A 23,427-nucleotide genomic window follows, 5' to 3' on the forward strand; every position below is an offset into this window, starting at 1 on the left:
CCCACACCCCCCCCCCCCATCCCCCCTCCCCCCCCCCCCCCCCTCCCCCCCCCCCCCCCCCCCCCCCCCCCCCCCACCCACCCCCCCCCCCCCCCCCCCCCCCCCGCCGTCGTGGCAGCGAACTCGTACGGCGAACTCGTACGGCGAACGGGTCAGCGCCGGCCGCCGCCGTTGCCGTTCCCGTTGTTGCCGCCGTTCGTCTGGCCCTCGATGAAGTGCTCGGGGAGGGAGAACGTCGGCGTCGGGAACGTGCCGCCGGTCGTGCCGGTGGTCGTACCGGAGGTCGCGTCACCCGTGGTTGCCCCGCCGGCCGCTCCCCCCTGCGTCGGACCGCCGATCAGTCCGCCGATCAGCTGTCCCGTCGTGTCCCCGTTGTCCCCGTTGTTCCCGTCGTCCCCCCGGCGTCCTTTTCCCTGATCATCCCCCTCGTGGGTGTCGTCCGGGATGTCGATCAGATGGAAGTCCTCCACGGGTTGGCCCTCCAACGCGCCGCTCATCATGTCGCGCCAGATCGGGCCCGGGACCTCACCGCCGTAGACCTTGGCGTGCGGGACGCCGCCGATGGTGATGTTGGTCATCTTCCGCTTGTGCTGCGGGTCGCCGACCCACACCGCACCCGCCATGTTCGGGGTGTAGCCGACGAACCAGGCCGCGAAGCGCTCATCCGTCGTACCCGTCTTGCCCGCGCTCGGGCGGCTGCCGAGGCCGGCCTCCTGGCCTGTGCCGTCCTCGACCACGCCCTTGAGGAGCGTGCTGACCGTGTCCGCGGTGTTCTCCGACATCGCCCGCGAGCAGGTCGACTTGGGCACCTGGAGGGACTTCTGTTCGCTGCCGGACTTGCGCATGACCGACTCGATGGCGACCGGGGTGCAGTACATCCCGCGCGCGGCGAAGGTGGCGTACGCGTTCGCCATGGTCAGCGGGGACATCTCCTGGGTGCCGAGGGCGATGGACGGCGCCTGGTCGATCTTGCGGCCGTCGGCCCGCTTCACCCCCATCTTCTTGGCCATGTCGATGACCGGACAGATGCCGATGTCGCTGATCAGCTGCACGTAGTAGGTGTTGACCGACTTGGCGGTCGCCTCCTCCATGCCGTACGGGCCGCGCTCGGACTCGTTCTCGTTCTTCAGCTTGGCCGGCCGGTACGGGTCGTTGCGCCACACCTTGCCGTCGCACGCGGAGATCGGGCTCGGGTACGGCATCTCGTACGGCGACGAGTACTCCTGTGTCGGGGGCTTGCCGCCCTCGACGGCCGCCGCGGCGACGATCGGCTTGAACGTGGAACCGGGCTGGTAGCCGGCGCCGCCGCCCATGTCCGAGTTCACGGACAGGTTGATCGTCGTCTCGTCGTTCTTGACGTTGACGCCGTACGGCCGGGACTGGCCCATGGCGAGGATCTTGCCGGTGCCGGGCTCGACGACGGTCGCGGCGGTGGCCACCGCGTCGCTCTTGTAGACGTGGTCCTTGATGGAGGCCTGCGCCGACTTCTGGGCCTGCGGGTCGAGCGTGGTGCGGATCGTCAGGCCGCCCTGGTTCCAGAGCTTGGCCCGCTGCTCCCTGGTCTTGCCGAAGACCGGGTCGGTGAGGACGACCTGGCGGACGTAGTCACAGAAGAAGCCGGCACCCTTGGCGGCAGTGATGCAGCCGTTCTTGGGGCGGCTGGTGTGCAGGCCGAGCGGCTTCTCCTTGGCCTGGTCGGCCTCCTTCTGGGAGATGTCGCCCAGCTCGGCCATGCGCTGCAGGACGATGTTGCGCCGCTTGGTGGCCTCCGCCTCGTCGTTCACCGGGTCGTACCGGCTCGGGGACTGGACGATGCCGGCCAGCAGCGCCGACTCCTGGACGTTCAGGTCCTTGGCGTGTTTGGAGAAGTAGCGCTGGGAGGCGGCCTCGACGCCGTAGGCCTGCTCGCCGAAGAAGGTGATGTTCAGGTAGTTCTCGAGGATCTTCTTCTTGCCGAGCTTGTCCTCGATCTGGATCGCGTACTTCAGCTCGCGGATCTTGCGGCCCAGGGTCTGCTGGGTGGCCTCGGCGACCTTGGTGGGGTCGTCGCCGGCCTCCTCGATGAAGTAGTTCTTCACCAGCTGCTGGGTGAGGGTGGAGGCGCCCTGGGCGACCCCGCCCTCCTGCGCGTTCTTGTTCACGGCGCGCAGGACGCCCTTGAGGTCCACGGCGCCGTGCTTGTAGAAGCGCGAGTCCTCGATCGCGACGATCGCCTTCTGCATGTACGGCGAGATGTCCTTGAGGTCGACCACCGTGCGGTCGCGGGAGTACACGGTCGCGATCTGGCCGCCCCGGCTGTCCAGGATCGTGGTGCGCTGGCTCAGCTGCGGGCTCTTGAGGTTGGCCGGGATCTCGTCGAAGCCCTTGACCGAGCCCTTGGCCGCGAGGCCCAGCGCACCGGCAGCGGGCAGCGCGATACCGGCCATCACGGCTCCGGCGAGCACACTGACGCCGAGGAACTTGGCGGCCTGCTGCATGGGCGACAAACCGCCGCCCGGGCGCTTCTTTGGCATGGGGGCAGCCTAATCCGTACTGTTGAGCGTTCCGAAGGAGCGACCGCGTCACGGCACGGCAAAGTGGCGGGCTCTCCGTACCCATTCGCCGGACACGCGCGCAGGCCTTGGCCTAAGCTGCTCTCGACTGTCACAGCAGCGCGGTCGTCCATCCATACGTCCGGCTACCCCGAATCGTTCCGGACGTAGCCCGAGATTCCCAGGGCGCACCCAGGGGACGGGCTCCGTCTCCTGAGAGGGGCGAGTCCGGTTCCGCCGCGTGTGTCACCTGGCGTCCGGTGTGACGTACCACGAGTGTCCCCGTTTGCCGGGTAGATCGCGTATGTCGCCAGCTCACTCCCGCGGGTGATCTGCCGCTTACCCATAGTCCGTTCGGGCCATTCAAGATTGGGCCCGCAGGGGGTGTTGCGCTGTCCCCACCTTCCGTAACGTCCTCAACTGGCGGCGGTGAATATGCCGCTGCCGCCGTGGGGGAGCCTCGATTCGGGAGAGGACGGCGCCGGTATGGGCTGGGTAACCGACTGGAGTGCGCAGGCTGCCTGCCGCACTACCGATCCGGATGAACTGTTCGTTCAGGGAGCAGCGCAGAACAGGGCCAAGGCGGTGTGCACCGGATGCCCGGTACGCACCGAGTGCCTGGCGGACGCGCTGGACAACCGCGTCGAGTTCGGCGTGTGGGGAGGCATGACGGAGCGGGAGCGGCGCGCGTTGCTGCGCCGGCGGCCCACCGTGACCTCGTGGCGCAGGCTGCTGGAAACCGCCCGCTCGGAGTACGAGCGGGGCGTCGGCATCGTGCCCCTCGACAACGACGAGGTGTACGAGAACTACGCCGCGGTCAGCTGAGGGCACGCACCCGGGGCGTAGTCCCCGGGCACATCACGGGCCCATAGTCCTTGGGGCGGCCGCCGCGAGCTGTCTGCGCCGTGCCCGCCGCACGCGCCACGCCACGCGAAAGCGCGGAAGCACCCACGCGTAACCCTGTGCTGTCCGTGTGCCGTGCGCGCCGCGCCCACTGCGCACGTGGTGCGTACCGCGCGCCCGCCTCGCGCCCGCCTGGCCTACGCCTCCGTGTCTTCCGGTCGTCCGGCCGCCAGGCGGTGTCCGATGTCGCGGAGGCCCGCGAGGTCGTGGACGTCGCCGGGCAGCGCGGGCACCTCGACCACCGCCACCTCGGGGTGGCGGGCGGCGAAACGGTCACGCGTGCGCTGCTCACGGGAGAGCACCTGCATGCGATCGGCGTGCAGTCTCAGCAGGCCCGCGGTGAGCCGGTCGACGGAGCTGTCCGTGTCGGCGGGGGAGCCTTCCTCGGAAGCGGTGACTGCGGTCTCGGGTGCGGGAGGTTGTGAACTGCCGTACGTGTCGGGAGAGTTACGAAGTCCAGCTTTCCCGTCCGCCTGATCCACAATGCGGGGGTCCTCAAGATTTTCCGCGGCGGCGAGAGCCCGCTCGGCCGACAGCCGGCCGGCGCCGCTGCCGTGGACCCGGTTGAGGACCAGGCCCATCAGTGGCATCTTCTCCGCGGCCAGCCGCTCCACGAAGTAGGCGGCCTCGCGCAGCGCGTCCCGTTCCGGCGCCGCCACCACCAGGAACGCCGTGCCGGGCGCCTGGAGCAGCTTGTAGGTGGCGTCCGCGCGCGTACGGAAGCCACCGAAGGTGGTGTCCATCGCGGCCACGAAGGTCTGTACGTCCTTGAGCAGCTGACCGCCCAGCAGTTTGCCCAGCGTGCCGGTCATCATCGACATGCCGGCGTTCAGGAACGCCATGCCCGCGCGCCCGCCGAGCTTGGCCGGGGCGGTCAGCAGGCGGATGAGGCGGCCGTCCAGGAAGGAGCCGAGCCGCTTGGGCGCGTCGAGGAAGTCCAGCGCCGAACGGGACGGCGGGGTGTCGACCACGATCAGGTCCCACTCGTCCTTCGCCCGCAGCTGGCCCAGCTTCTCCATCGCCATGTACTCCTGCGTGCCCGCGAAGCCCGCCGAGAGCGACTGGTAGAAGGGGTTCGCCAGGATCGCGGCGGCCCGCTCGGGGTCCGCGTGCGCCTCCACGACCTCGTCGAAGGTGCGCTTCATGTCGAGCATCATGGCGTGCAGCTCGCCGTCGCCGTCGGTGCCCTTGACCCTGCGCGGCACGTTGTCGAGGGAGTCGATGCCCATCGACTGGGCCAGCCGCCTGGCCGGGTCGATGGTCAGGACGACCACCTTGCGGCCCCGCTCGGCCGCCCGGAGACCGAGGGCCGCCGCGGTCGTCGTCTTGCCGACCCCGCCCGAGCCGCAGCACACGACGATCCGCGTCGTCGGGTCGTCCAGCAGCGAGTCGATGTCGAGCACGCGCGCGGGGGAGAGACGAGGGCGGGCGGCGTCCTGGGCCTTGGTCTCCTCCGCACTCATGACAACCCCTGCTTCCGCAGCTCGGTGGCGAGTTGGTACAGGCCCGCGAGGTCCATGCCCTCGGCGAACAACGGCAGTTCGTGCAGCGGCAGGTCCAGCTCGCCGAGGGCCGCGCGCTGCTCGTGCTCCAGCGCGTACCGCTCGGCGTACTCCGCGGCCTGCTCCAGCAGCGGGTCCACCAGGCGCTCGGCGTTCCCGCCGCGCCGGGCCCCGCCCAGACCGGCCGCCGAGAGCGCCTCTGCCACCGATGAACGCTCCACGGTCCGTACGAGTTCCAGATCGGCCGCGTCCAGCACCTCCGGCCGCACCATGTTCACGATGACCCGGCCGACCGGGAGCCGTGCCGCGCGCAGTTCGGCGACCCCGTCGGCGGTCTCCTGGACCGGCATCTCCTCCAGCAGCGTCACCAGGTGCACCGCCGTCTCCGGGGACTTCAGCACGCGCATCACCGCCTGCGCCTGATTGTGTATCGGGCCGATCTTCGCGAGGCCCGCCACCTCGTCGTTGACGTTCAGGAAGCGGGTGATGCGGCCGGTCGGCGGGGCGTCCATGACGACGTAGTCGTACACGAACCTCCCGGACCTGTCCTTGCGGCGCACGGCCTCGCACGCCTTGCCGGTCAGCAGGACGTCTCTGAGCCCGGGCGCGACGGTGGTGGCGAAGTCGATCGCGCCGAGCTTCTTCAGCGCCCGGCCCGCGCCGCCGAGCTTGTAGAACATCTGGAGGTAGTCCAGAAGGGCCAGTTCGGGATCGATGGCGAGGGCGTACACCTCGCCGCCGCCCGGAGCGACCGCGATCTTCCGCTCCTCGTAGGGAAGTGCCTCCGTCTCGAAGAGCTGGGCGATGCCCTGCCGACCCTCGACCTCGACGAGAAGCGTCCGCTTCCCCTCGGTCGCGAGGGCCAGCGCGAGTGCGGCGGCGACCGTCGTCTTTCCGGTCCCGCCCTTGCCGCTGACGACCTGGAGCCTGCTCACGTATTCGAGACTAACCAGTCCGGCCGACACTCACGCGGGAGGCTGTGGATAACGGGGGCGTGGTGGCCGGCCGGGCCCCCCGGGTCACAGCGGCTACAGTCGCCCCCATGACCAAGAAGTGGGAATACCAGACCGTGCCGCTGCTCATCCATGCCACCAAGCAGATCCTGGACAGCTGGGGCGACCAGGGCTATGAGCTGGTCCAGGTCGTGCCCGGGCCCAACCCGGAGTCGCTCGTGGCGTACCTGAAGCGGGAGAAGCCGGAGCAGGGCGCGTGAGCGCGGTCGAGGCCAAGCTGGCCGAACTGGGACTGACCCTGCCGGACGTCGTACCGCCGCTGGCCGCGTACCAGCCGGCCGTGCAGTCCGGGGTGTACGTCTACACCTCCGGCCAGCTGCCGATGGTGGAGGGCAAGCTGCCGGTCACCGGCAAGGTGGGCGCCGAGGTCACGCCGGAGGAGGCCAAGGACCTGGCCCGCACCTGCGCGCTGAACGCGCTCGCCGCCGTGAAGTCCGTCGTCGGCGACCTGGACCGCATCGCGCGCGTGGTGAAGGTCGTCGGCTTCGTCGCCTCGGCCGCCGACTTCACCGGGCAGCCGGGCGTCCTCAACGGTGCCAGCGAGCTGCTCGGCGCGGTCTTCGGCGACAAGGGCGTGCACGCCCGCAGCGCGGTCGGTGTGGCGGTGCTGCCGCTCGACGCTCCGGTCGAGGTCGAGATCCAGGTCGAGCTGGTCCCGTAGTCCTCCGGGGCGGCTCCCACGGGCCCCGGGTACCTCTCGAACATTCGCCCTACACGGGATAGCCTCCGGCCATGGCGAACGGTCAGTGGTACCCCCCGGAGTGGCCCGACCGCATCCGCGCGCTCGCGGACGGCACTCTGACCCCGGTGTCCCCCAGGCGCGCGGCGACGGTGCTGCTGCTGAAGGACACCCCGGACGGGCCGGTCGTCCACATGCTGCGCAGACGCGCCTCCATGGCCTTCGCCGGAGGCGCGTACGCGTACCCCGGGGGCGGTGTCGACCCGCGGGACGACGACCGCCGGGTCCGCTGGGCGGGCCCCCCGCGCGCGTGGTGGGCCGAGCGGCTCGGCGTCGACGCGGCGGGCGCCCAGGCGATCGTCTGCGCGGCCGTGCGGGAGACGTACGAGGAGGCCGGCGTCCTGCTCGCCGGGCCCGACCCGGACTCGGTCGTCGGTGACACCACCGGCGACGACTGGGAGGCCGACCGCGCCGCCCTGGTCGCCCGGGAGCTGTCCTTCGCCGAGTTCCTCGACCGGCGCGGCCTGGTGCTGCGCTCGGACCTGCTGGGCGCCTGGACCCGCTGGATCACCCCGGAGTTCGAGGCCCGCCGCTACGACACCTGGTTCTTCGTGGCCGCCCTCCCCGAGGGCCAGCGCACCCGGAACGCCTCCACGGAGGCCGACCGCACGGTGTGGATCCGCCCCGGGGACGCCACCGCCGGGTACGACAAGGGCGAGCTGCTGATGATGCCGCCGACCGTCGCGACCCTGCGCCAGCTGCTCCCGTACGGCACCGCGGCCGAGGCGCTGGCCGCCGCGCCCGCGCGCGACATGACCCCGGTGCTGGCCCGGGCCCGCCTCAGGGACGGCGAGATCGTCCTGTCCTGGCCCGGGCACGACGAGTTCACCAAGCACGTCCCGACCGCTCCGACGAAGGCTCCCGCGACCGCCGGGCCGACCGCCGAGGCGATCGCCGGGACGCCCGCCGAGACGACCGGTGGAGGCCCCGCATGACCGACGCGAACGTCCTGCCGGGCCAGCCCCGGGGCGGTGTGCTCTCGGGCCCGGCCACCGAACGGGCCGTCAACGTGCTCGCGCCCAACGCCTCCGTGATGACCCTGGACGGCACCAACACCTGGATCCTCGCCGAGCCCGACTCCGACCTGGCCGTGGTGATCGACCCGGGCCCGCTGGACGACGGCCACCTGCGCAACGTCGTCGACACGGCCGAGAAGGCCGGCAAGCGCATAGCCCTGACCCTGCTCACCCACGGCCATCCCGACCACGCCGAGGGCGCCTCCCGCTTCGCCGAGCTGACCGCCACGCGCGTGCGTGCCCTCGACCCGGCACTGAGGCTCGGCGACGAGGGCCTGGCCGCCGGGGACGTGATCGACGTCGGCGGCCTGGAGCTGAGGGTCGTACCGACACCCGGGCACACCGCGGACTCGCTGTCCTTCCACCTCCCGGCCGACCGGGCCGTGCTGACCGGTGACACCGTCCTCGGACGCGGTACGACGGTCGTGGCGCACCCCGACGGACGGCTCGGTGACTACCTGGACTCCCTGCGGCGGCTGAGGTCCCTCACGGTGGACGACGGCGTGCACACCGTCCTGCCGGGCCACGGTCCGGTCCTGGAGGACGCCCAGGGCGCCGTCGAGTTCTACCTGGCCCACCGCGCCCACCGGCTCGCCCAGGTGGAGACCGCGGTCGAGAACGGCCACCGCACCCCGGCCGAGGTCGTCGCCCACGTCTACGCCGACGTGGACCGCTCGCTGTGGCCGGCGGCGGAGCTGTCGGTCCGCGCCCAGATGGACTACCTCGGCGAGCACGGGCTGATCTAGGGCCTTTCTTCCGGATCTTGCCGGGGTCGCGGGGTCTGGCACGCGCATCTGCGGCGTTGTCGTCGGTTGCCGGCTGTCCCACGCTCGACGTCGCTCGCGCGGGGGGACCCCCCTCGCGTCGACGCCCTCCTCCGCCTTGCGGCTGCACGCACCAGACCCCGCTCGGGTCGGCCGACAGGCACCGTCGCCCGGAGCCGGCCTGATCCGAAGGAGAGGCCCTAGTCCGGGCGGGGCGCCTTGGTGCCGTGCACGCGCGCGTACTCGCCGGCGAGCCAGGGCCCGAGGTCGTCCACGTAGGACCGCAGGACGTCCGGGTCGCCGACGGGCTCGTAGCCGTACTCCGCCGCCGTACGCAGGTGTGCGGCGCGCCGGGGGTGGTAAGCGGCGAACGCCCCGGCCATCTCCCGCAGGTCGCTGGTCCAGCCCTGCCAGCGGGGCATGACGAGCGTGAAACCGGTGCGTACGAGGTGCCGGGACATGAACCGTACGAGGGGCCGGCGGGCCTCCTCGGTGTCCGCGGCGGCGTCGATCCGCTCCCGCCAGCCGGGCAGCCGGCGTGCGAGGTCGCCGTTGGTCTCGCGGGCCAGCAGGGAGTCGGGGCGGTAGCGGGGCAGGTGCGCGGCGAGGTCGTCGCCGAGCAGCGGGGTGCACAGGCAGGCGACGAACCAGGCCAGGTCGTACCGCTCCAGGTCGCTGAGCAGCCGCTCCCGGCTGTACAGCAGGGTGCCGACGCCGTCAATCTGCTCGAACTCCTCGTCGAGCGCCTCGCCGAGGGCGCGTACGGCGGCCCGGTCGGCGTCGTCCGGTTCCTCGCGCAGGGCGACCAGCAGGTCCAGGTCGCTGCGTCCCACGCGCGCGGTGCCGCGCGGGATCGACCCGTAGAGGTAGGCACTGTGCAGACGGGCGCCGAGAACGGCCGGCAGCCGGTCGCGGGCGGCTGCCACGACCGCGTCGAAGGCGGGCTGCACGCGCGCGAGGGAGCCTTCGCGGAGGAAGTACCCCTGGGCGTCGAGGCCCGGGCGGGGCGTGGTTCCGGGCGCGGGGCCGGGCTCGGGCACGGGGGCGGTGTCGGGCATGGGGCCACTGTGCCCTCCGCCCAGGCCCTGAGGCAGGCGGTTTTCCGGCGCGGGCGGCCGACGGCCGCCCGTGGTCACGACAGCGGGGGCCGGCTTCCGTGAAGCGGGCCCCCGGGGCGTACGGCCGGGACCGGGGGCGGCGGGAGCGCCCGGCGGGCCGCTGGGGTCAGCGGGAGCGCTTCGCGAGCCGCTCCACGTCCAGCAGGATCACGGCCCGTGCCTCCAGGCGGAGCCAGCCGCGCTGGGCGAAGTCCGCCAGTGCCTTGTTCACGGTCTCGCGGGAGGCGCCGACCAGCTGGGCCAGCTCCTCCTGGGTGAGGTCGTGGACGACGTGGATGCCCTCCTCGGACTGCACGCCGAAACGGCGGGACAGGTCCAGCAGGGCGCGCGCCACACGGCCGGGGACGTCGGAGAAGACCAGATCGGACATGGCGTCGTTGGTCTTGCGCAGACGGCGGGCGACGGCGCGCAGCAGGGCGCCGGCCACCTCCGGGCGGGCGTTCAGCCAGGGCTGGAGGTCGCCGTGGCCGAGACCGAGCAGCTTGACCTCGGTCAGCGCCGTCGCGGTGGCCGTGCGGGGGCCCGGGTCGAACAGCGACAGCTCGCCGATCAGCTCGCCGGGGCCGACGACGGCGAGCATGTTCTCGCGGCCGTCGGGGGAAGTCCGGTGCAGTTTGACCTTGCCCTCGGTGACGACGTACAGCCGGTCCCCGGGGTCGCCCTCGTGGAACAGCGAGTCGCCGCGGGCGAGGGTCACCTCACTCATGGAGGCGCGAAGCTCCGCGGCCTGCTCGTCGTCGAGAGCCGCGAAGAGCGGGTTGCGCCGCAGAACGTCGTCCACGAGTTCTCTCCTTGTCGACCTGCTCAGGGGATCTTGCTCCCCCGTGTGCCAGGGGACCGTGTTCCCCATTTTGCCGGACGGTCCAAACAGTGTGATCTGTCACAAGGATGCCGCACAGGTGTCCCGGGGTAAGCGTCAGGGGTCCAATCGGGGGCCGCTGGGACGGGCCCGGGGCGGATGTCGGTGCCGGGCTTTAGGCTGGCCGGGTGTCCAAAAAGCCGGTGAGAGCACAGGCCAAGGGGGCTGGGCGGGTGGTTGCACGTCGGGATTCCGCTGTGGGCGAACAGAACCCCGGAGGAAGTAATAAAACAGGCAAATCATCTGAAAAGACTCCTGCTGTCGAGGAGGGGGCTTCGACCGAGGTGAAGAAGGCTCCGCCGGCGGCGAAGAAGACCCCGGCCGCCGCCGGGAAGACCTCGGCCGCGGGCGCGAAGGCCCCGGCTCGCGCCGCCGCGAAGAAGACTCCTGCCGGCGCGAAGAAGGCTGCCGCCGGCGCGAAGAAGGCTGCCGCCGGCGCGAAGAAGCCCCCCGCCGCCAAGAAAGCCCCCGCCGGCGTGACGAAGACCCCCGCCGTGGCGAAGAAGCCCCCCGTCGCCGTGAAGACGGACGCAACCGTCGGGAAGCCCGCCAAGAAGGCCGCCACGGTCAAGAAGATCGCCGTCACGCCGCCGTCCGGCGAGTCCTCCACCGCCCTGGTCCGCCGCGCCCGCCGGATCAACCGCGAGCTGGCCGACGTGTACCCGTACGCCCACCCCGAGCTGGACTTCGAGAACCCCTTCCAGCTCCTGGTCGCCACCGTCCTGTCGGCCCAGACCACCGACCTGCGCGTCAACCAGACCACCCCGGGCCTCTTCGCCAGGTACCCCACGCCCGAGGACCTCGCCGCCGCCAACCCGGAGGAGGTCGAGGAGATCCTGCGCCCCTGCGGCTTCTTCCGTGCCAAGACCAGGTCGGTCATAGGGCTCTCCAAGGCGCTCGTCGAGAACTTCGGCGGCGAGGTGCCCGGCAGGCTGGAGGAGCTGGTCACGCTGCCCGGCGTGGGCCGCAAGACCGCCTTCGTCGTCCTGGGCAATGCCTTCGGCCGCCCCGGGATCACCGTGGACACCCACTTCCAGCGGCTGGTGAGGCGCTGGCAGTGGACCGACGAGACCGACCCCGACAAGATCGAGGCCGCCGTCGGCGCGCTCTTCCCGAAGAGCGACTGGACGGACCTGTCCCACCACGTGATCTGGCACGGCCGCCGCATCTGCCACGCCCGCAAGCCCGCCTGCGGCGCCTGCCCCATCGCACCGCTCTGCCCGGCTTACGGCGAGGGCGAGACCGACCCCGAGAAGGCGAAGAAGCTGCTGAAGTACGAGAAGGGCGGCTTCCCGGGGCAGCGGCTCAAGCCCCCGCAGGCGTACCTCGACGCGGGCGGTACTCCTGCGCCCCCGCTGGGGGCCGCGTGACACAGCGGTCTCGGAGGCCTCCGGCGTGGCAGACGGAACGATCTCGGAGGCCTGGGGCGTTGGAGAGGGTGGAGCGACGGGGGTGGCGATGACGAGGGCGAGCGAGACACAGGGCGGTCCGGTGACGCTCAGCAAGGAAGGCCTGCCGGACTGGCTGGAGCCCGTCGTGCGGGCCGCCGAGACGGTCGAGCCGCTCCAGCTGAGCCGCTTCCTGCCGCCGGAGAACGGCTCGGGCCGGCAGTCGGCCGTGCTGATCCTGTTCGGCGAGGGGGAGCGCGGTCCCGAGCTGCTGCTCATGGAGCGCGCGGGGTCGCTGCGTTCCCATGCCGGGCAGCCGTCCTTCCCGGGCGGCGCGCTGGACCCGGAGGACGGCGATCCGCAGGGCGACGGCCCCCTGCGGGCCGCGCTGCGCGAGGCGCGGGAGGAGACCGGGCTCGACCCGTCGGGTGTGCAGCTCTTCGGCGTGCTGCCGCGGCTGTACATCCCGGTCAGCGGTTTCGTCGTCACGCCGGTGCTCGGCTGGTGGCGTGAGCCCAGCCCGGTCGGCGTGGTCGATCCGAACGAGACCGCGCGGGTCTTCACCGTCCCCGTGGCGGATCTCACGGACCCCGCCCACCGCGTCACCGCGGTCCACCCCCGTGGCCACACCGGTCCGGCGTTCCTGGTCGAATCGGCCCTGGTCTGGGGGTTCACTGCCGGAGTGATCGACCGCCTGCTGCACTTCGCGGGCTGGGAGCGGCCCTGGGACCGGGGGCGTGAGGTCCCGCTCGACTGGCGCGCATGACAGGGTGTCGCTTGTGAACGTGGTGGACATCCTGTTGCTGGTCGCGGCCGTGTGGTTCGCGGTCGTCGGCTACCGCCAGGGCTTCGTCGTCGGCATCCTGTCGGTGATCGGGTTCCTGGGCGGTGGCCTCGTCGCCGTGTACACGCTTCCCGTGGTCTGGGACGCCGCGACCGACAAGGCGGACGTCGGCACCACCGCCGCCGTCATCGCCGTGGTCGTCGTCATCGTCTGCGCCTCCGTCGGCCAGGCCCTGACCACGCACCTCGGCAACAAGCTCCGGCGGTACATCACCTGGACCCACGCCCGCACCCTGGACGCCACCGGCGGCGCGCTGGTCAACGTCGTGGCGATGCTGCTGGTCGCCTGGCTGATCGGCTCCGCCCTCGCCGGTTCGACCCTGCCCACACTGCGCAACGAGGTCCGCGGCTCCCAGGTGCTCCACGGGGTCCGCAGGGCGCTGCCCGCCGAGGCCGACACCTGGTTCGCCGATTTCTCCGCGGTCCTCGCGCAGAACGGCTTCCCGCAGGTGTTCAGCCCCTTCGCCAACGAGCCCATTCCCGACGTCCGGCCGCCCGACCCGGCCCTCGCGCACAGCCCGGTCGCCTTCCGCGCCCAGCGCTCCATCGTCAAGGTCACCGGGACCGCCCAGAGCTGCGGCAAGGTCCTGGAGGGCACCGGCTTCGTCTTCGCCGACCGCCGCGTGATGACCAACGCCCACGTCGTCGGCGGGGTCGACGCGCCCCGCGTGCAGATCGGCGGAGAGGGCCAAAAGTACGACGCGCGGGTCGTGCTGTACGACTGGAGGCGCGACATCGCGGTACTCGACGTACCGGACCTGAGGGCGAGCGCGCTGCGGTTCAGCACCCAGGACGCGACCGGCGGCGACGACGCGATCGTCGCGGGCTTCCCGGAGAACGGCGCGTACGACGTGCGCGCCGCGCGCGTGCGCGGGCGCATCGAGGCCGACGGGGCGGACATCTACCACCGCGGCACGGTCCGCCGGGACGTCTATTCCCTGTACGCCACCGTCCGTCCGGGCAACTCCGGCGGCCCCCTGCTCACGCCGGACGGCAAGGTGTACGGCGTGGTCTTCGCCAAGTCCCTCGACGACGCGGACACCGGCTACGCCCTGACGGTGGACGAGATCCGGTCCGACATCGAGCGGGGCCGTACGGCGAACGAGCAGGTGGGTACGGACAGCTGCGCCCTGTAGGACGACGCGGGGGCGTTCAGCCCCGCGGGTGACGCAGGCGCACCGAGACCCAGCGGGCCCGGCGGCGCAGGATGCGCGGGATTCCCACCCGGAGGTCGGTTTCCGCGAGTTGCGGGGTGCCGCGCTGAGCCGTGCCCAGGCCTGTGGCCGAGCGACGGGTGCGGGGTGCGTCACTGTAGTCGTGCGTCCAGCCCATACCCCGACGTGTGCCCCCGCCCCAAGGTCGATAACCGCCCGCGCGCCCCCCAATTGGCCTATGCGGCAGGCATGTGGCCGTTCGGGGGACAACTGTCCAGGAACCGGATACTCCCCGCACAGTTCCGGCACCCGACCGTCACCGGTCGGGCTCGGGATCCCCGAGCCAGTTGATCAGCTCGGTGGAGAACGCCCGCGGGTCCTCCTCGTGCGGGAAGTGACCGAGACCGTCGAACAGCCGCCAGCGGTACGGCGCTTCGACGTACTCGCCCGAACCGGCCGCGCTGCGCGTACGGGTCACCGGGTCCAGCGAGCCGTGCAGATGCAGCGTCGGCACCCGCACCGGCCGCTTCATCCGGCGGTAGAACTGCACCCCGTCCGGGCGGGCCAGCGAACGCACCAGCCAGCGGTACGGTTCGATCGCGCAGTGCGCGGTCGAGGGGATGCACATCGCCCGCCGGTACGCCTCCACGGCCGCGTCCTCCGGCGGCCGCGGCCCGGACCAGTCCCGGATCAGCCGGCCCGCCAGCGCGCCGTCGTCGGCGGTCAGTTGGCGCTCGGGGATCCAGGGCCGCTGGAACCCCCAGATGTAGGAGTTGGCGGCCGTCTGCCGGGCGTCCCGCAGCATCGCCGCGCGCCAGCGCCGCGGATGGGGCATCGACACCACGGCGAGGCGCCGTACGAGCTTGGGCCGCATGGCCGCCGCCGTCCACGCCAGATAGCCGCCGAGGTCGTGGCCGACCAGCGCCGCGTCCGGCTCGCCGAGCGAGCGGATGACACCGGTGACGTCCAGCGCGAGGTTGGCGGGGTCGTACCCGCGGGGCGTACGGTCGCTGCCGCCGACGCCCCGCAGGTCCATCGCCACCGCCCGGTAGCCCGCGTCGGCCAGCGCGGTCAGCTGGTGCCGCCATGTCCACCAGAACTGCGGGAAGCCGTGCAGGAGCAGCACCAGGGGGCCGTCGCCGAGTTCGGCGATGTGGAAGCGCGCGCCGTTGGCGGCGACGTCCCTGTGACTCCAGGGACCTTCGATCCGTACGGCCGAGGGGGCGGCGGGGTCCGTCATGACGACGAGCGTGCCACAGCCTCGATGGCGGCGGGACCCTGCTCCTCGGGCAGCTCCCGGCGCGGGTGCGGCTTGGCGTTCTGCAGGACGCCCGCGGTCTCCTTCATCGAGGCGGCCACCTTCTGCGGCCCCTGGCCCTTCTTCGCCTTCTTCGCGAACGTCACGCCCATCAGGGCGAGGAGGCCGGCGACCAGGACGTTGGCCGCGAAGGACAGCAGGAAGCAGACGGCCAGGTTCCAGCCGCTCCAGGTGCGGATGCCGTACGCCAGCGCGAAGTTGAGCATCGGCAGGGAGAACACCAGCACCGCGCCCGCCACGGAGAAGGCGCCGCCGCTCACCGCGCCGCGCTTCACGTCCTGCTTCAGCTGGGCCTTGGCCAGCGCGATCTCGTCGTGCACCAGCGCCGACAATTCGGTCGTCGCCGAGGCGAACAGCTGGCCGATGCTGCGTTCGGCGCCGACCGGGCTGCCGTCGGGTGCGCTCATCGCGTTCTCCCTCAGAGGTCTCTCGTGGGTCCTACGTACCGTCTTGCGTACCGTCTTGATTTGTACCGTCTCGTCAGATCATGCCGGACGACCGTCCTCCTCGCCTGCCCCGCCCGGTACTTCGGCAAGCCCGTGGCGCCCCTCGGCCGCCCGCTCGGCGGCCAGCCGCCGGTGTTCGGCGGCCTTGCGCTCGTGGATCTCGGCCATCCGGAGGTGGTACGCCGGGTCGTCCTGCTCGTAGATGTCCGGGATGCCGTCGAGATCCTCGTCACGCTCCTCCTCCGCGCACAGCCTGCGGTACTTGGCGTTGCGCAGCTTCAGCAGCACTGTGGCGCACACCGCCGCGATCAGCGAGCCGGTGAGGACGGCCGCCTTGACCTCGTCGGTCAGCACCGTGTCGCCGTCGAAGGCCAGCTCGCCGATGAGCAGCGCGACCGTGAAGCCGATCCCGGCGAGCGACGCCACCGCGAAGACGTCGGCCCACGCCAGGTCGTCGCTGAGCTGCGCCCGGGTGAAGCGGACGGTCAGCCAGGTGCCGCCGAAGATGCCGAGCGTCTTGCCCACGACCAGGCCGAGCACCACGCCGAGCGTCTCCGGCCGGGTGAACACGTCCCCGAGCGCCGGGCCGGATATCGACACACCGGCGCTGAACAGCGCGAACAGCGGTACGGCGAGCCCGGCCGACAGGGGGCGCACCAGATGCTCGACGTGTTCGGCCGGCGAGCGCTCCTCACCTTCCCGGGTGGTGCAGCGCAGCATCAGGCCCATCGCCACACCGGCGATGGTGGCGTGCACGCCGCTGTTGTACATCAGCGCCCAGACGACGACCGCGAGTGGCACGTACACGTACCAGCCGCGTACGCCGCTGCGCAGCAGCAGCCAGAAGAGGACGAGGCCGGCCACGGCCCCGCCGAGCGCGGCGAGGTTCAGCCGGTCGGTGAAGAAGACCGCGATGATCAGGATCGCGAAGAGGTCGTCGACGACCGCGAGGGTCAGCAGGAAGGCGCGCAGGGCGCTGGGCAGCGAGGTGCCGATGACCGCGAGGACGGCGAGCGCGAAGGCGATGTCGGTGGCGGTGGGCACCGCCCAGCCCCGGACCGAGCCGCCTCCGGTGACGTTGGTGAGCGTGTACACCAGCGCCGGTACGGCCATCCCGCACAGCGCCGCCGCCACGGGCAGCACCGCCGCCCTGGGGTCGCGCAGGTCGCCCGCGACCAGCTCGCGCTTCAGCTCGATCCCGGCGACGAAGAAGAACACGGCGAGCAGCCCGTCGGCGGCCCAGTGGGCGACGGAGAGGTGCAGTCCCAGGGCGGCGGGGCCGAAGTGGAAGCCGGCGACGGTCTCGTAGGCGTGCTGCAGGCCGGGTACGTTCGCCCAGGCCAGCGCTGCCAGGGCGGCGAGGAGCAGCAGTACGCCGCCGACGGTCTCGGTGCGCAGGGCGTCCGTGACGAAGGTCCGCTCGGGCAGGGACAGACGGCCGAGGACCTTGCGGGCCACGGTGTGGGAGGCGGTGCGGGGCGCGGTCACGGGAGACCTCCGGGGGCAGGCGGAACTCACTTGCCGACCAGACTTCCCGGCGCACCTTGCGTGCCGCGTCGTAGGGCACGTACGGCACTTTGTTTACTTTACCTAAAGTGCCGGAGCGAGGCCCGGTGGCGCTGGTCCCACGGATTCGGTGACGCGGGTCCGGTGATCTTCACCGTAGACGCCCGAGGGGCACCCGGCACGTTCGCCGTCCGGGTGCCCCTCGGGGGGACGCTCAGTCCCGTGTCGCTCAGTCCTCGCTGGGCGCCGCGGGCAGCTTGGCCTGGATCAGGTCCATGACCGTGGAGTCGGTCAGGGTGGTGACGTCTCCCAGCTGGCGGTTCTCGGCGACGTCCCGCAGCAGCCGGCGCATGATCTTGCCGGAGCGGGTCTTCGGCAGCTCAGCCACCGGCAGGATCCGCTTGGGCTTGGCGATCGGGCCGAGCGTGGCGCCGACGTGGTCGCGCAGCTCACCGAGGAGCGCCTCGTTCTCCGAGGCGGTGCCGCGCAGGATCACGAAGGCGACGATGGCCTGGCCGGTGGTCTCGTCCACGGCGCCCACGACGGCGGCCTCCGCGACCGACGGGTGCGAGACGAGCGCCGACTCCACCTCGGTGGTGGAGATGTTGTGCCCGGACACGAGCATCACGTCGTCCACCCGGCCCAGCAGCCAGATGTCCCCGTCGTCGTCCTTCTTCGCCCCGTCCCCGGCGAAGTACTTGCCCTCGAAGCGGGACCAGTAGGTGTCGAGGAACCGCTGGTCGTCGCGCCAGATGGTGCGCAGCATCGACGGCCACGGCTCGGTCAGGACCAGGTAGCCGCCGCCACCGTTCGGTACCTCGTTCGCCTCGTCGTCGACGACGGTGGCGCTGATGCCGGGCAGCGGACGCTGGGCGGAGCCCGGCTTGGCCTCGGTGACACCGGGCAGCGGCGAGATCATCATGGCGCCGGTCTCGGTCTGCCACCAGGTGTCCACGACCGGCGTCCGGTCGGCGCCGATGTGCTTGCGGTACCAGACCCACGCCTCGGGGTTGATGGGCTCGCCCACCGAGCCGAGGACACGCAGGGAGGACAGGTCGAACTTGGCGGGGATGTCGTCGCCCCACTTCATGAACGTCCGGATCGCGGTCGGCGCGGTGTAGAGGATCGTGACCTTGTACTTCTGCACGATCTCCCAGAACCGGCCCTGGTGCGGGGTGTCCGGCGTGCCCTCGTACATGACCTGCGTCGCGCCGTTGGCCAGGGGGCCGTACACGATGTACGAGTGCCCGGTGACCCAGCCGACGTCGGCCGTGCACCAGTACACGTCCGTCTCCGGCTTGAGGTCGAAGATCGCCCAGTGGGTGTAGGCCGTCTGGGTGAGGTAGCCGCCGGAGGTGTGCAGGATGCCCTTCGGCTTCCCCGTCGTACCGGAGGTGTAGAGGATGAACAGCGGGTGCTCCGCCTCGAACGCCTCCGGGGTGTGGTCGGCGGACTGGCGGTCCACCAGTTCGTGCCACCACAGGTCGCGGCCCTCGGTCCAGGCGACCTCCTGGCCCGTACGGCGCACCACCAGCACGTGCTCGACGTTGTCGACCTTGCCGATCGCCTCGTCCACGGCCGGCTTGAGGGCGGACGGCTTGCCGCGCCGGTAGCCGCCGTCGGAGGTGATGACGACCTTGGCGTCCGCGTCCTGGATCCGGGTCGCGAGCGCGTCGGCCGAGAAGCCGCCGAAGACGACCGAGTGGGCCGCGCCGATCCGGGCCGAGGCCAGCATCGCGATCGCGGTCTCCGGGATCATCGGCATGTAGATGGCGACCCGGTCGCCCTTGCGCACACCCAGCTCCAGCAGGGCGTTGGCGGCCTTGGAGACCTCGTCCTTCAGCTCCGCGTAGGTGATCGCGCGGCTGTCGCCGGGCTCCCCCTCGAAGTGGATGGCGACGCGGTCCCCGTGCCCGGCCTCCACGTGCCGGTCCACGCAGTTGTACGCGACGTTCAGCCGGCCGTCCTTGAACCACTTCGCGAACGGCGGGTTCGACCAGTCCAGCGTCTCGGTCGGTTCCTCGGCCCAGGTCAGCCGGCGGGCCTGCTCGGCCCAGAAGCCGAGCCTGTCAGCCTTGGCCTGTTCATACGCCTCCGCGGTGACATTGGCGTGCGCTGCCAGGTCGGCGGGCGGCGCGAACCTGCGTTCTTCCTTGAGCAGGTTGGCCAGGCTCTCGTTGCTCACGACATCTCCCTTTCCAAGGGTGTCCGTTGTGTCCCAGGCCACAGCTCATCAGACGCGGGGGTCGGATGACAAGGGTCGACCGGAAAATTGGTTTAGACCTGTCTCGGACTCGCCGTCCGCACCCGCCCGTATGCCTCCTCACCTCCCTCGACGCTTCCCCCGGCACCTTCGCCGACGCCCCCGCCCGTACCTCCGCCGACGCCCCCGACGCCCTCCGCGACGTCCTCGAACACCGTTCCTCCTTCCGTGCGCGCGAGCAGGTACGCCTGTGCCTCGCCCACGTGGAAATACATGCCGTGCAGCTCCAGCCGGCCCCTCGCCAGAGCCCGGGCGACCGGCGGGTGCACCCGCAGGTGCTCCAGCTGCTGGACCACGTTGGTCAGGCAGAGCAGCTCCACCGCGTCCGCGGGGTCCCGCCCGGCCAGCCGGGCCCCGCTCCGGCCGTCGCCGGACATGCGGGCCAGACTCGGCAGCCCGTGCCGCAGCCACCGCCGCAGCGGGGTGGCCTCCTGCCCGGTCCCACCGGCCAGCAGCGCCTGCATCGCCCCGCAGCCCGAGTGCCCGCAGACGGTGATGGAGCGCACCCCGAGCACCTCCACCGCGTACTCGATGGCGGCGGCCACCGAGTCGTCGCCGTGCCCCTCGTCGGGCGGCGGCACCAGGTTGCCGACATTGCGGACGACGAACAGGTCACCCGGACCACTGGCGGTGATCATCGACGTGACGAGCCGGGAATCGGCGCAGGTGAGGAAGAGCTGGGACGGGCGCTGGCCCTCCCGGGCGAGCCGCGCCAGCTCCTCCCGTACCAGCGGCGCGGTGTTGCGCTGGAACGAGCTGATGCCACGGGCCAGTTCGTGGCCCGCCTCCCGGCCCGCCGGAGCGGCGGGGGCCGCGGTGAAGCAGGACTGGTGGTTGCGCCAGGGGGTCCAGGGGTGGCACCGGCACCCGGTGGACGGGGCCCGCCCGGCGGTCCGGATTCCGCCGCGCCGGCCCGCCAGTTCGGCCGTGCCTCCCCGTGCGGTGTGGGCGGTGCGCCAGTCCTGCAGTGACTCGTACGCCGCGTGGTCCATGAACGAACCGTCCAACTCCACTACCGCCTGGGCGCCTTGGGGCACGAGATGCAGGGCTCTGCTGAGCCGGGGCACCGCGAGGAAGGTCAGCTGGCCTCGGACACGTACGTGGTGGACTCCTTCCTTCTCTTCGTGGGTGATACGGGTGCGGGCGAGGCGGCGCAGGGCGAGGGCGACCGCCACGGCGACACCGAGGAGTACGCCCTGCAGGACGCCGAGGAACACCACGCCGAGTGTGGTCGCGGCGTAGACCGGCACCTCACGGTGGCGCGTCACCGTGCGGATGTGGTGCAGGGACACCATCTGGATGCCGACGGCCATCACCAGGGCGGCGAGGGAGGCGAGCGGGATCTCCTCCAGGATCGGGACCATCAGCAGCGCGGCGACTACTACGAGAACGCCGTGCAACATCGTGGAGTTCCGGCTGAGGGCACCTGATTTCACGTTCGCGGTACTGCGCACGGCCACCCCCGCGATCGGCAGTCCGCCGAGGGCCCCGGAGACGATGTTGGCGGCGCCCTGACCGAGGAGCTCGCGGTCCAGGTCGGAGCGGCCGAGACGGTGGTGCGGGGTGGGGCGGGACTGCGGGCCGGGACGGTGCTGCGGGCCCGGGCGGGCGGCGATGAGCTTGTCCACGGCCACCGCGCCGAGCAGTGACTGCACGCTGCACACCAGGGTCGTGGTCAGCACGGCGGCGACGACGCCGAGCACCGGGCCGTCGGGCAGTCCGGCCAGGGCGTGGCTGTGCCAGGAGGGCAGTTCGACCCGGGGCAGGGCAAGGCCGGCCAGGCCGGCGGTCGCGGCGGCTCCGGTGACGGCGACCAGGGCGGCCGGCACCCTGCGCAGCAGCCGTCCGGCGCGGCCGGGCAGGCGCGGCCAGGCCAGCAGCAGGGTCAGGGTGAGCACGCTCGTCGCCACGGCCGCCGGGTGCAGGTGGGCCAACTGCGCGGGCAGGGCCCGCACGTTGGCGAGGACGGAGCTGTCGGGGCTGCCGCCGAGCACGATGTGCAGCTGCGCGACCGCGATGGTGATACCGATGCCGGCGAGCATGCCGTGCACCACGGCCGGGCTGACCGCGAGTGCGCCACGCGCCACCCGCAGGCAGCCGAGGCCGAGCTGGGCGAGGCCGGCGAGGACGGTGATGCCGCAGGTCGCCCGCCAGCCGTAACGGTGGATCAGGTCGGCGGTGACGACGGTGAGTCCGGCAGCCGGCCCGCTGACCTGGAGCGGGCAGCCTCCCAGCCGGCCGGCCACGATCCCGCCGACCGCGGCGGCGACGAGGCCCGCCTGGAGCGGGGCGCCGGTGGCCAGGGCGATGCCGAGGGAGAGCGGCAGGGCGATCAGGAAGACCGCGACGGCCGCGGACACGTCGGCGCCGGCTACGGGGAAGCGGCGGCGAGCGGGTGCGGGGCCGTGCGGCGGGCGGGGGTGCTCGATGTGAGGGGGTGCGCAGGCTGGCATGTTCCCGTCTCCTCCGGGGCGGCGCGGTCGCGGACTGGGTGGGGGCCCGCGGCGATGGGCGGGCTCGGTCGCGGCCGTGGGTCACGGCGTGCAGCGGCGGGATGGATCCTCGTTCGGTAAAAGAACCGTAATGCCAAGTAAAGCTAGAGCATATCTTTCCGGGGCAAATGGGGTACGCGATCGCTCACTGGGGTGAAGCGAGCATTTCATCGGCTTGTCGTATTAATTCCCTCTCGGTCCCCGTGGGACCTTGGCCGGGCTGCCGGTGCAAACCCGGCATCCCATCACAGAACGGCCCTCGTCAACGTGTGCCTGAGAGAAGGAAGAAGGTGGGCGGAACATGGCCGCCACCCAGAGGATCGCCGTCGGCGCCATGGTCGCCACGGCCTGTGCGGTGTCGCTCGCCGGTTGCGCGACCGACTCCAGCGGCACGAGAGAAGGGGCGCCCGGCCCGGACCAGGGGGCGCCGGCGCCGGGCAGCGTGCTGCGGCTGATCGGCGACGGATCCACCGCGTACACCGGGTCCCAGCCGCATCTGACCAGGCCCGAGCGCCTGAGTCCCGGAGAGAAGCCCCCGCAGTTCGTCGTGTTCTCGTGGGACGGCGCGGGTGAGGACAGCCAGAAGCTGTTCTCGCACTTCCGCAAGGTCGCCAAGGAGAACAACGCGACGATGACGTACTTCCTCAGCGGCGTGTACATGCTGCCGAAGGAGAAACGCGACCTGTACAAGCCGCCCCAGCACGACCCGGGCAGTTCCGACATCGGCTTCAACGACGAGCAGGGCATCACCGACACCCTGAAGCAGGTCCGGCTGGCCTGGCTGGAGGGCAACGAGATCGGCACCCACTTCAACGGCCACTTCTGCGGACCCGACGGCGGGGTCGGCACCTGGTCGGTGGACGAGTGGGAGAGCGAGGTCGCCCAGGCCAAGGAGTTCGTGAAGTCCTGGAAGACCAACACCGGCATGAAGCAGGCGGCCCCACTGCCCTTCGACTACGACAAGGAGCTGATCGGCGCCCGTACCCCCTGCCTGGAGGGGCGGAAGAACTTCGTGAAGGCCGCCCGCCGGCTCGGCTTCCGCTACGACTCCAGCGGGGTCAACGACCAGGTGTGGCCCAAGAAGAAGGAGGGCCTGTGGGACCTGTCGATGCAGCTGGTGCCCTTCCCGGGCCACACCTATGAGCAGCTGACCATGGACTACAACTTCATGGTCAACCAGTCCGGCACCGAGACCCAGGGCGACCCCGACAAGTTCGACTACTGGGGCGACCAGATGCGTGACGGCCTCCTCAAGGGCTTCTACCGCGCCTACGACGGCAACCGCGCGCCTCTGATCATCGGCAACCACTTCGAGTCCTGGAACGGCGGCACCTACATGCGCGCCGTCGAAGAGGTGGTGAAGGAGGTGTGCGCCAAGCCGGACGTGCGCTGTGTCTCCTTCCGTCAGCTGGCCGACTGGCTGGACGCCCAGGACCCGAACGTCCTGGCGAAGCTGCGCACCCTGGAGGTCGGCGAGGCACCCCGGCAGGGTTGGGCGTCCTTCCTGTCCGGCCGCCCGGCTCCGGCGCCCAAGGGCGTGCCAGGGGCGCCGGCGGACAAGCCGTAACCGCC

20 protein-coding genes are annotated in these 23,427 nt (G+C 71.6%); 9 read left to right on the forward strand and 11 right to left on the reverse strand.

Translation table 11 applies throughout. From position 1 onward, the window contains the following. Positions 1-152 precede the first annotated feature (152 nt). Positions 153-2,513 carry a transglycosylase domain-containing protein gene (locus ACZ4VF_RS33540; RefSeq protein WP_467930739.1) on the reverse strand — a complete coding sequence of 787 codons (2,361 nt, stop codon included), beginning with the start codon at positions 2,511-2,513 and terminating at the stop codon, positions 153-155. Positions 2,514-3,017: 504 nt separating this feature from the next. On the opposite strand from ACZ4VF_RS33540, the gene wblA reads away from it, so the two are divergent. Then, positions 3,018-3,356 carry a transcriptional regulator WblA gene (gene wblA / locus ACZ4VF_RS33545; protein WP_356151450.1) on the forward strand — a complete coding sequence of 113 codons (339 nt, stop codon included), beginning with the start codon at positions 3,018-3,020 and terminating at the stop codon, positions 3,354-3,356. A 215-nt stretch (positions 3,357-3,571) separates the two neighbouring features. Here the strand turns inward: wblA and bagB are convergent, their stop codons facing one another. Beyond that, a complete protein-coding gene (gene bagB / locus ACZ4VF_RS33550) occupies positions 3,572-4,897 on the reverse strand; it encodes an ATPase BagB (protein ID WP_467930740.1) in 1,326 nt (441 codons plus the stop codon). Continuing rightward, positions 4,894-5,871: an ATPase BagA gene (bagA, locus tag ACZ4VF_RS33555; RefSeq protein WP_467930742.1), complete on the reverse strand. Its 978-nt coding sequence runs from the start codon at positions 5,869-5,871 to the stop codon at positions 4,894-4,896. Before bagA ends, bagB begins: the two co-directional genes overlap by 4 nt. 107 nt (positions 5,872-5,978) lie before the next feature. Between bagA and ACZ4VF_RS33560 the strand changes: the two genes are divergently transcribed. From ACZ4VF_RS33560 to ACZ4VF_RS33575, 4 genes are all read left to right on the forward strand, one after another. Next, positions 5,979-6,149, forward strand: coding sequence for a DUF4177 domain-containing protein (locus ACZ4VF_RS33560; protein ID WP_467930743.1), 171 nt, complete (start codon positions 5,979-5,981; stop codon positions 6,147-6,149). Next, positions 6,146-6,610 carry a RidA family protein gene (locus ACZ4VF_RS33565; RefSeq protein ID WP_467930744.1) on the forward strand — a complete coding sequence of 155 codons (465 nt, stop codon included), beginning with the start codon at positions 6,146-6,148 and terminating at the stop codon, positions 6,608-6,610. The genes ACZ4VF_RS33560 and ACZ4VF_RS33565 overlap by 4 nt, the downstream gene beginning before the upstream one ends. Before the next feature lie 71 nt (positions 6,611-6,681). Beyond that, on the forward strand, positions 6,682-7,623 hold the full coding sequence (locus tag ACZ4VF_RS33570; protein ID WP_467930745.1) for an NUDIX hydrolase: 942 nt from the start codon (positions 6,682-6,684) through the stop codon (positions 7,621-7,623). Then, positions 7,620-8,450 (forward strand): MBL fold metallo-hydrolase, encoded by an 831-nt coding sequence (locus tag ACZ4VF_RS33575; protein WP_467930747.1) that lies wholly within the window; start codon positions 7,620-7,622, stop codon positions 8,448-8,450. Before ACZ4VF_RS33570 ends, ACZ4VF_RS33575 begins: the two co-directional genes overlap by 4 nt. 218 nt (positions 8,451-8,668) lie before the next feature. On the opposite strand, the gene ACZ4VF_RS33580 is transcribed toward ACZ4VF_RS33575, so the two are convergent. After that, positions 8,669-9,526 carry a nucleotidyltransferase domain-containing protein gene (locus ACZ4VF_RS33580; protein ID WP_467930748.1) on the reverse strand — a complete coding sequence of 286 codons (858 nt, stop codon included), beginning with the start codon at positions 9,524-9,526 and terminating at the stop codon, positions 8,669-8,671. A gap of 166 nt (positions 9,527-9,692) precedes the next feature. After that, a complete protein-coding gene (locus ACZ4VF_RS33585) occupies positions 9,693-10,367 on the reverse strand; it encodes a Crp/Fnr family transcriptional regulator (RefSeq protein ID WP_014674022.1) in 675 nt (224 codons plus the stop codon). 362 nt (positions 10,368-10,729) lie between these two features. Here ACZ4VF_RS33585 and nth point away from each other — a divergent pair, with 362 nt between their 5' ends. The 3 genes from nth to ACZ4VF_RS33600 all read left to right on the forward strand — a co-directional run bounded on the left by nth (position 10,730) and on the right by ACZ4VF_RS33600 (position 13,812). Further along, positions 10,730-11,815, forward strand: coding sequence for an endonuclease III (gene nth, locus ACZ4VF_RS33590; RefSeq protein WP_467930749.1), 1,086 nt, complete (start codon positions 10,730-10,732; stop codon positions 11,813-11,815). An 88-nt stretch (positions 11,816-11,903) separates the two neighbouring features. Continuing rightward, positions 11,904-12,599: an NUDIX hydrolase gene (locus ACZ4VF_RS33595; protein WP_467930879.1), complete on the forward strand. Its 696-nt coding sequence runs from the start codon at positions 11,904-11,906 to the stop codon at positions 12,597-12,599. Positions 12,600-12,612: 13 nt separating this feature from the next. Continuing rightward, positions 12,613-13,812: a MarP family serine protease gene (locus tag ACZ4VF_RS33600; RefSeq protein ID WP_467930750.1), complete on the forward strand. Its 1,200-nt coding sequence runs from the start codon at positions 12,613-12,615 to the stop codon at positions 13,810-13,812. A gap of 16 nt (positions 13,813-13,828) precedes the next feature. Here ACZ4VF_RS33600 and ACZ4VF_RS33605 read toward each other — a convergent pair whose 3' ends face one another. From ACZ4VF_RS33605 to ACZ4VF_RS33630, 6 genes are all read right to left on the reverse strand, one after another. Then, positions 13,829-14,008: a hypothetical protein gene (locus tag ACZ4VF_RS33605; protein WP_467930752.1), complete on the reverse strand. Its 180-nt coding sequence runs from the start codon at positions 14,006-14,008 to the stop codon at positions 13,829-13,831. A 138-nt stretch (positions 14,009-14,146) separates the two neighbouring features. After that, on the reverse strand, positions 14,147-15,070 hold the full coding sequence (locus tag ACZ4VF_RS33610; RefSeq protein WP_467930754.1) for an alpha/beta fold hydrolase: 924 nt from the start codon (positions 15,068-15,070) through the stop codon (positions 14,147-14,149). After that, positions 15,067-15,555: a phage holin family protein gene (locus tag ACZ4VF_RS33615; protein ID WP_467930755.1), complete on the reverse strand. Its 489-nt coding sequence runs from the start codon at positions 15,553-15,555 to the stop codon at positions 15,067-15,069. Before ACZ4VF_RS33615 ends, ACZ4VF_RS33610 begins: the two co-directional genes overlap by 4 nt. 78 nt (positions 15,556-15,633) lie before the next feature. Next, positions 15,634-17,082: a Na+/H+ antiporter NhaA gene (gene nhaA / locus ACZ4VF_RS33620; protein ID WP_467930756.1), complete on the reverse strand. Its 1,449-nt coding sequence runs from the start codon at positions 17,080-17,082 to the stop codon at positions 15,634-15,636. Between the two features lie 247 nt (positions 17,083-17,329). Continuing rightward, positions 17,330-19,285, reverse strand: coding sequence for an acetate--CoA ligase (gene acs, locus ACZ4VF_RS33625; protein ID WP_467930757.1), 1,956 nt, complete (start codon positions 19,283-19,285; stop codon positions 17,330-17,332). Between the two features lie 92 nt (positions 19,286-19,377). Continuing rightward, positions 19,378-21,816, reverse strand: coding sequence for a SulP family inorganic anion transporter (locus ACZ4VF_RS33630; RefSeq protein WP_467930758.1), 2,439 nt, complete (start codon positions 21,814-21,816; stop codon positions 19,378-19,380). A gap of 340 nt (positions 21,817-22,156) precedes the next feature. Here ACZ4VF_RS33630 and ACZ4VF_RS33635 point away from each other — a divergent pair, with 340 nt between their 5' ends. Next, positions 22,157-23,422, forward strand: coding sequence for a polysaccharide deacetylase family protein (locus ACZ4VF_RS33635; RefSeq protein WP_467930760.1), 1,266 nt, complete (start codon positions 22,157-22,159; stop codon positions 23,420-23,422). The last annotated feature ends 5 nt before the right edge of the window (positions 23,423-23,427 follow it).

Source organism: Streptomyces sp. NPDC029151 (genome assembly GCF_055564315.1).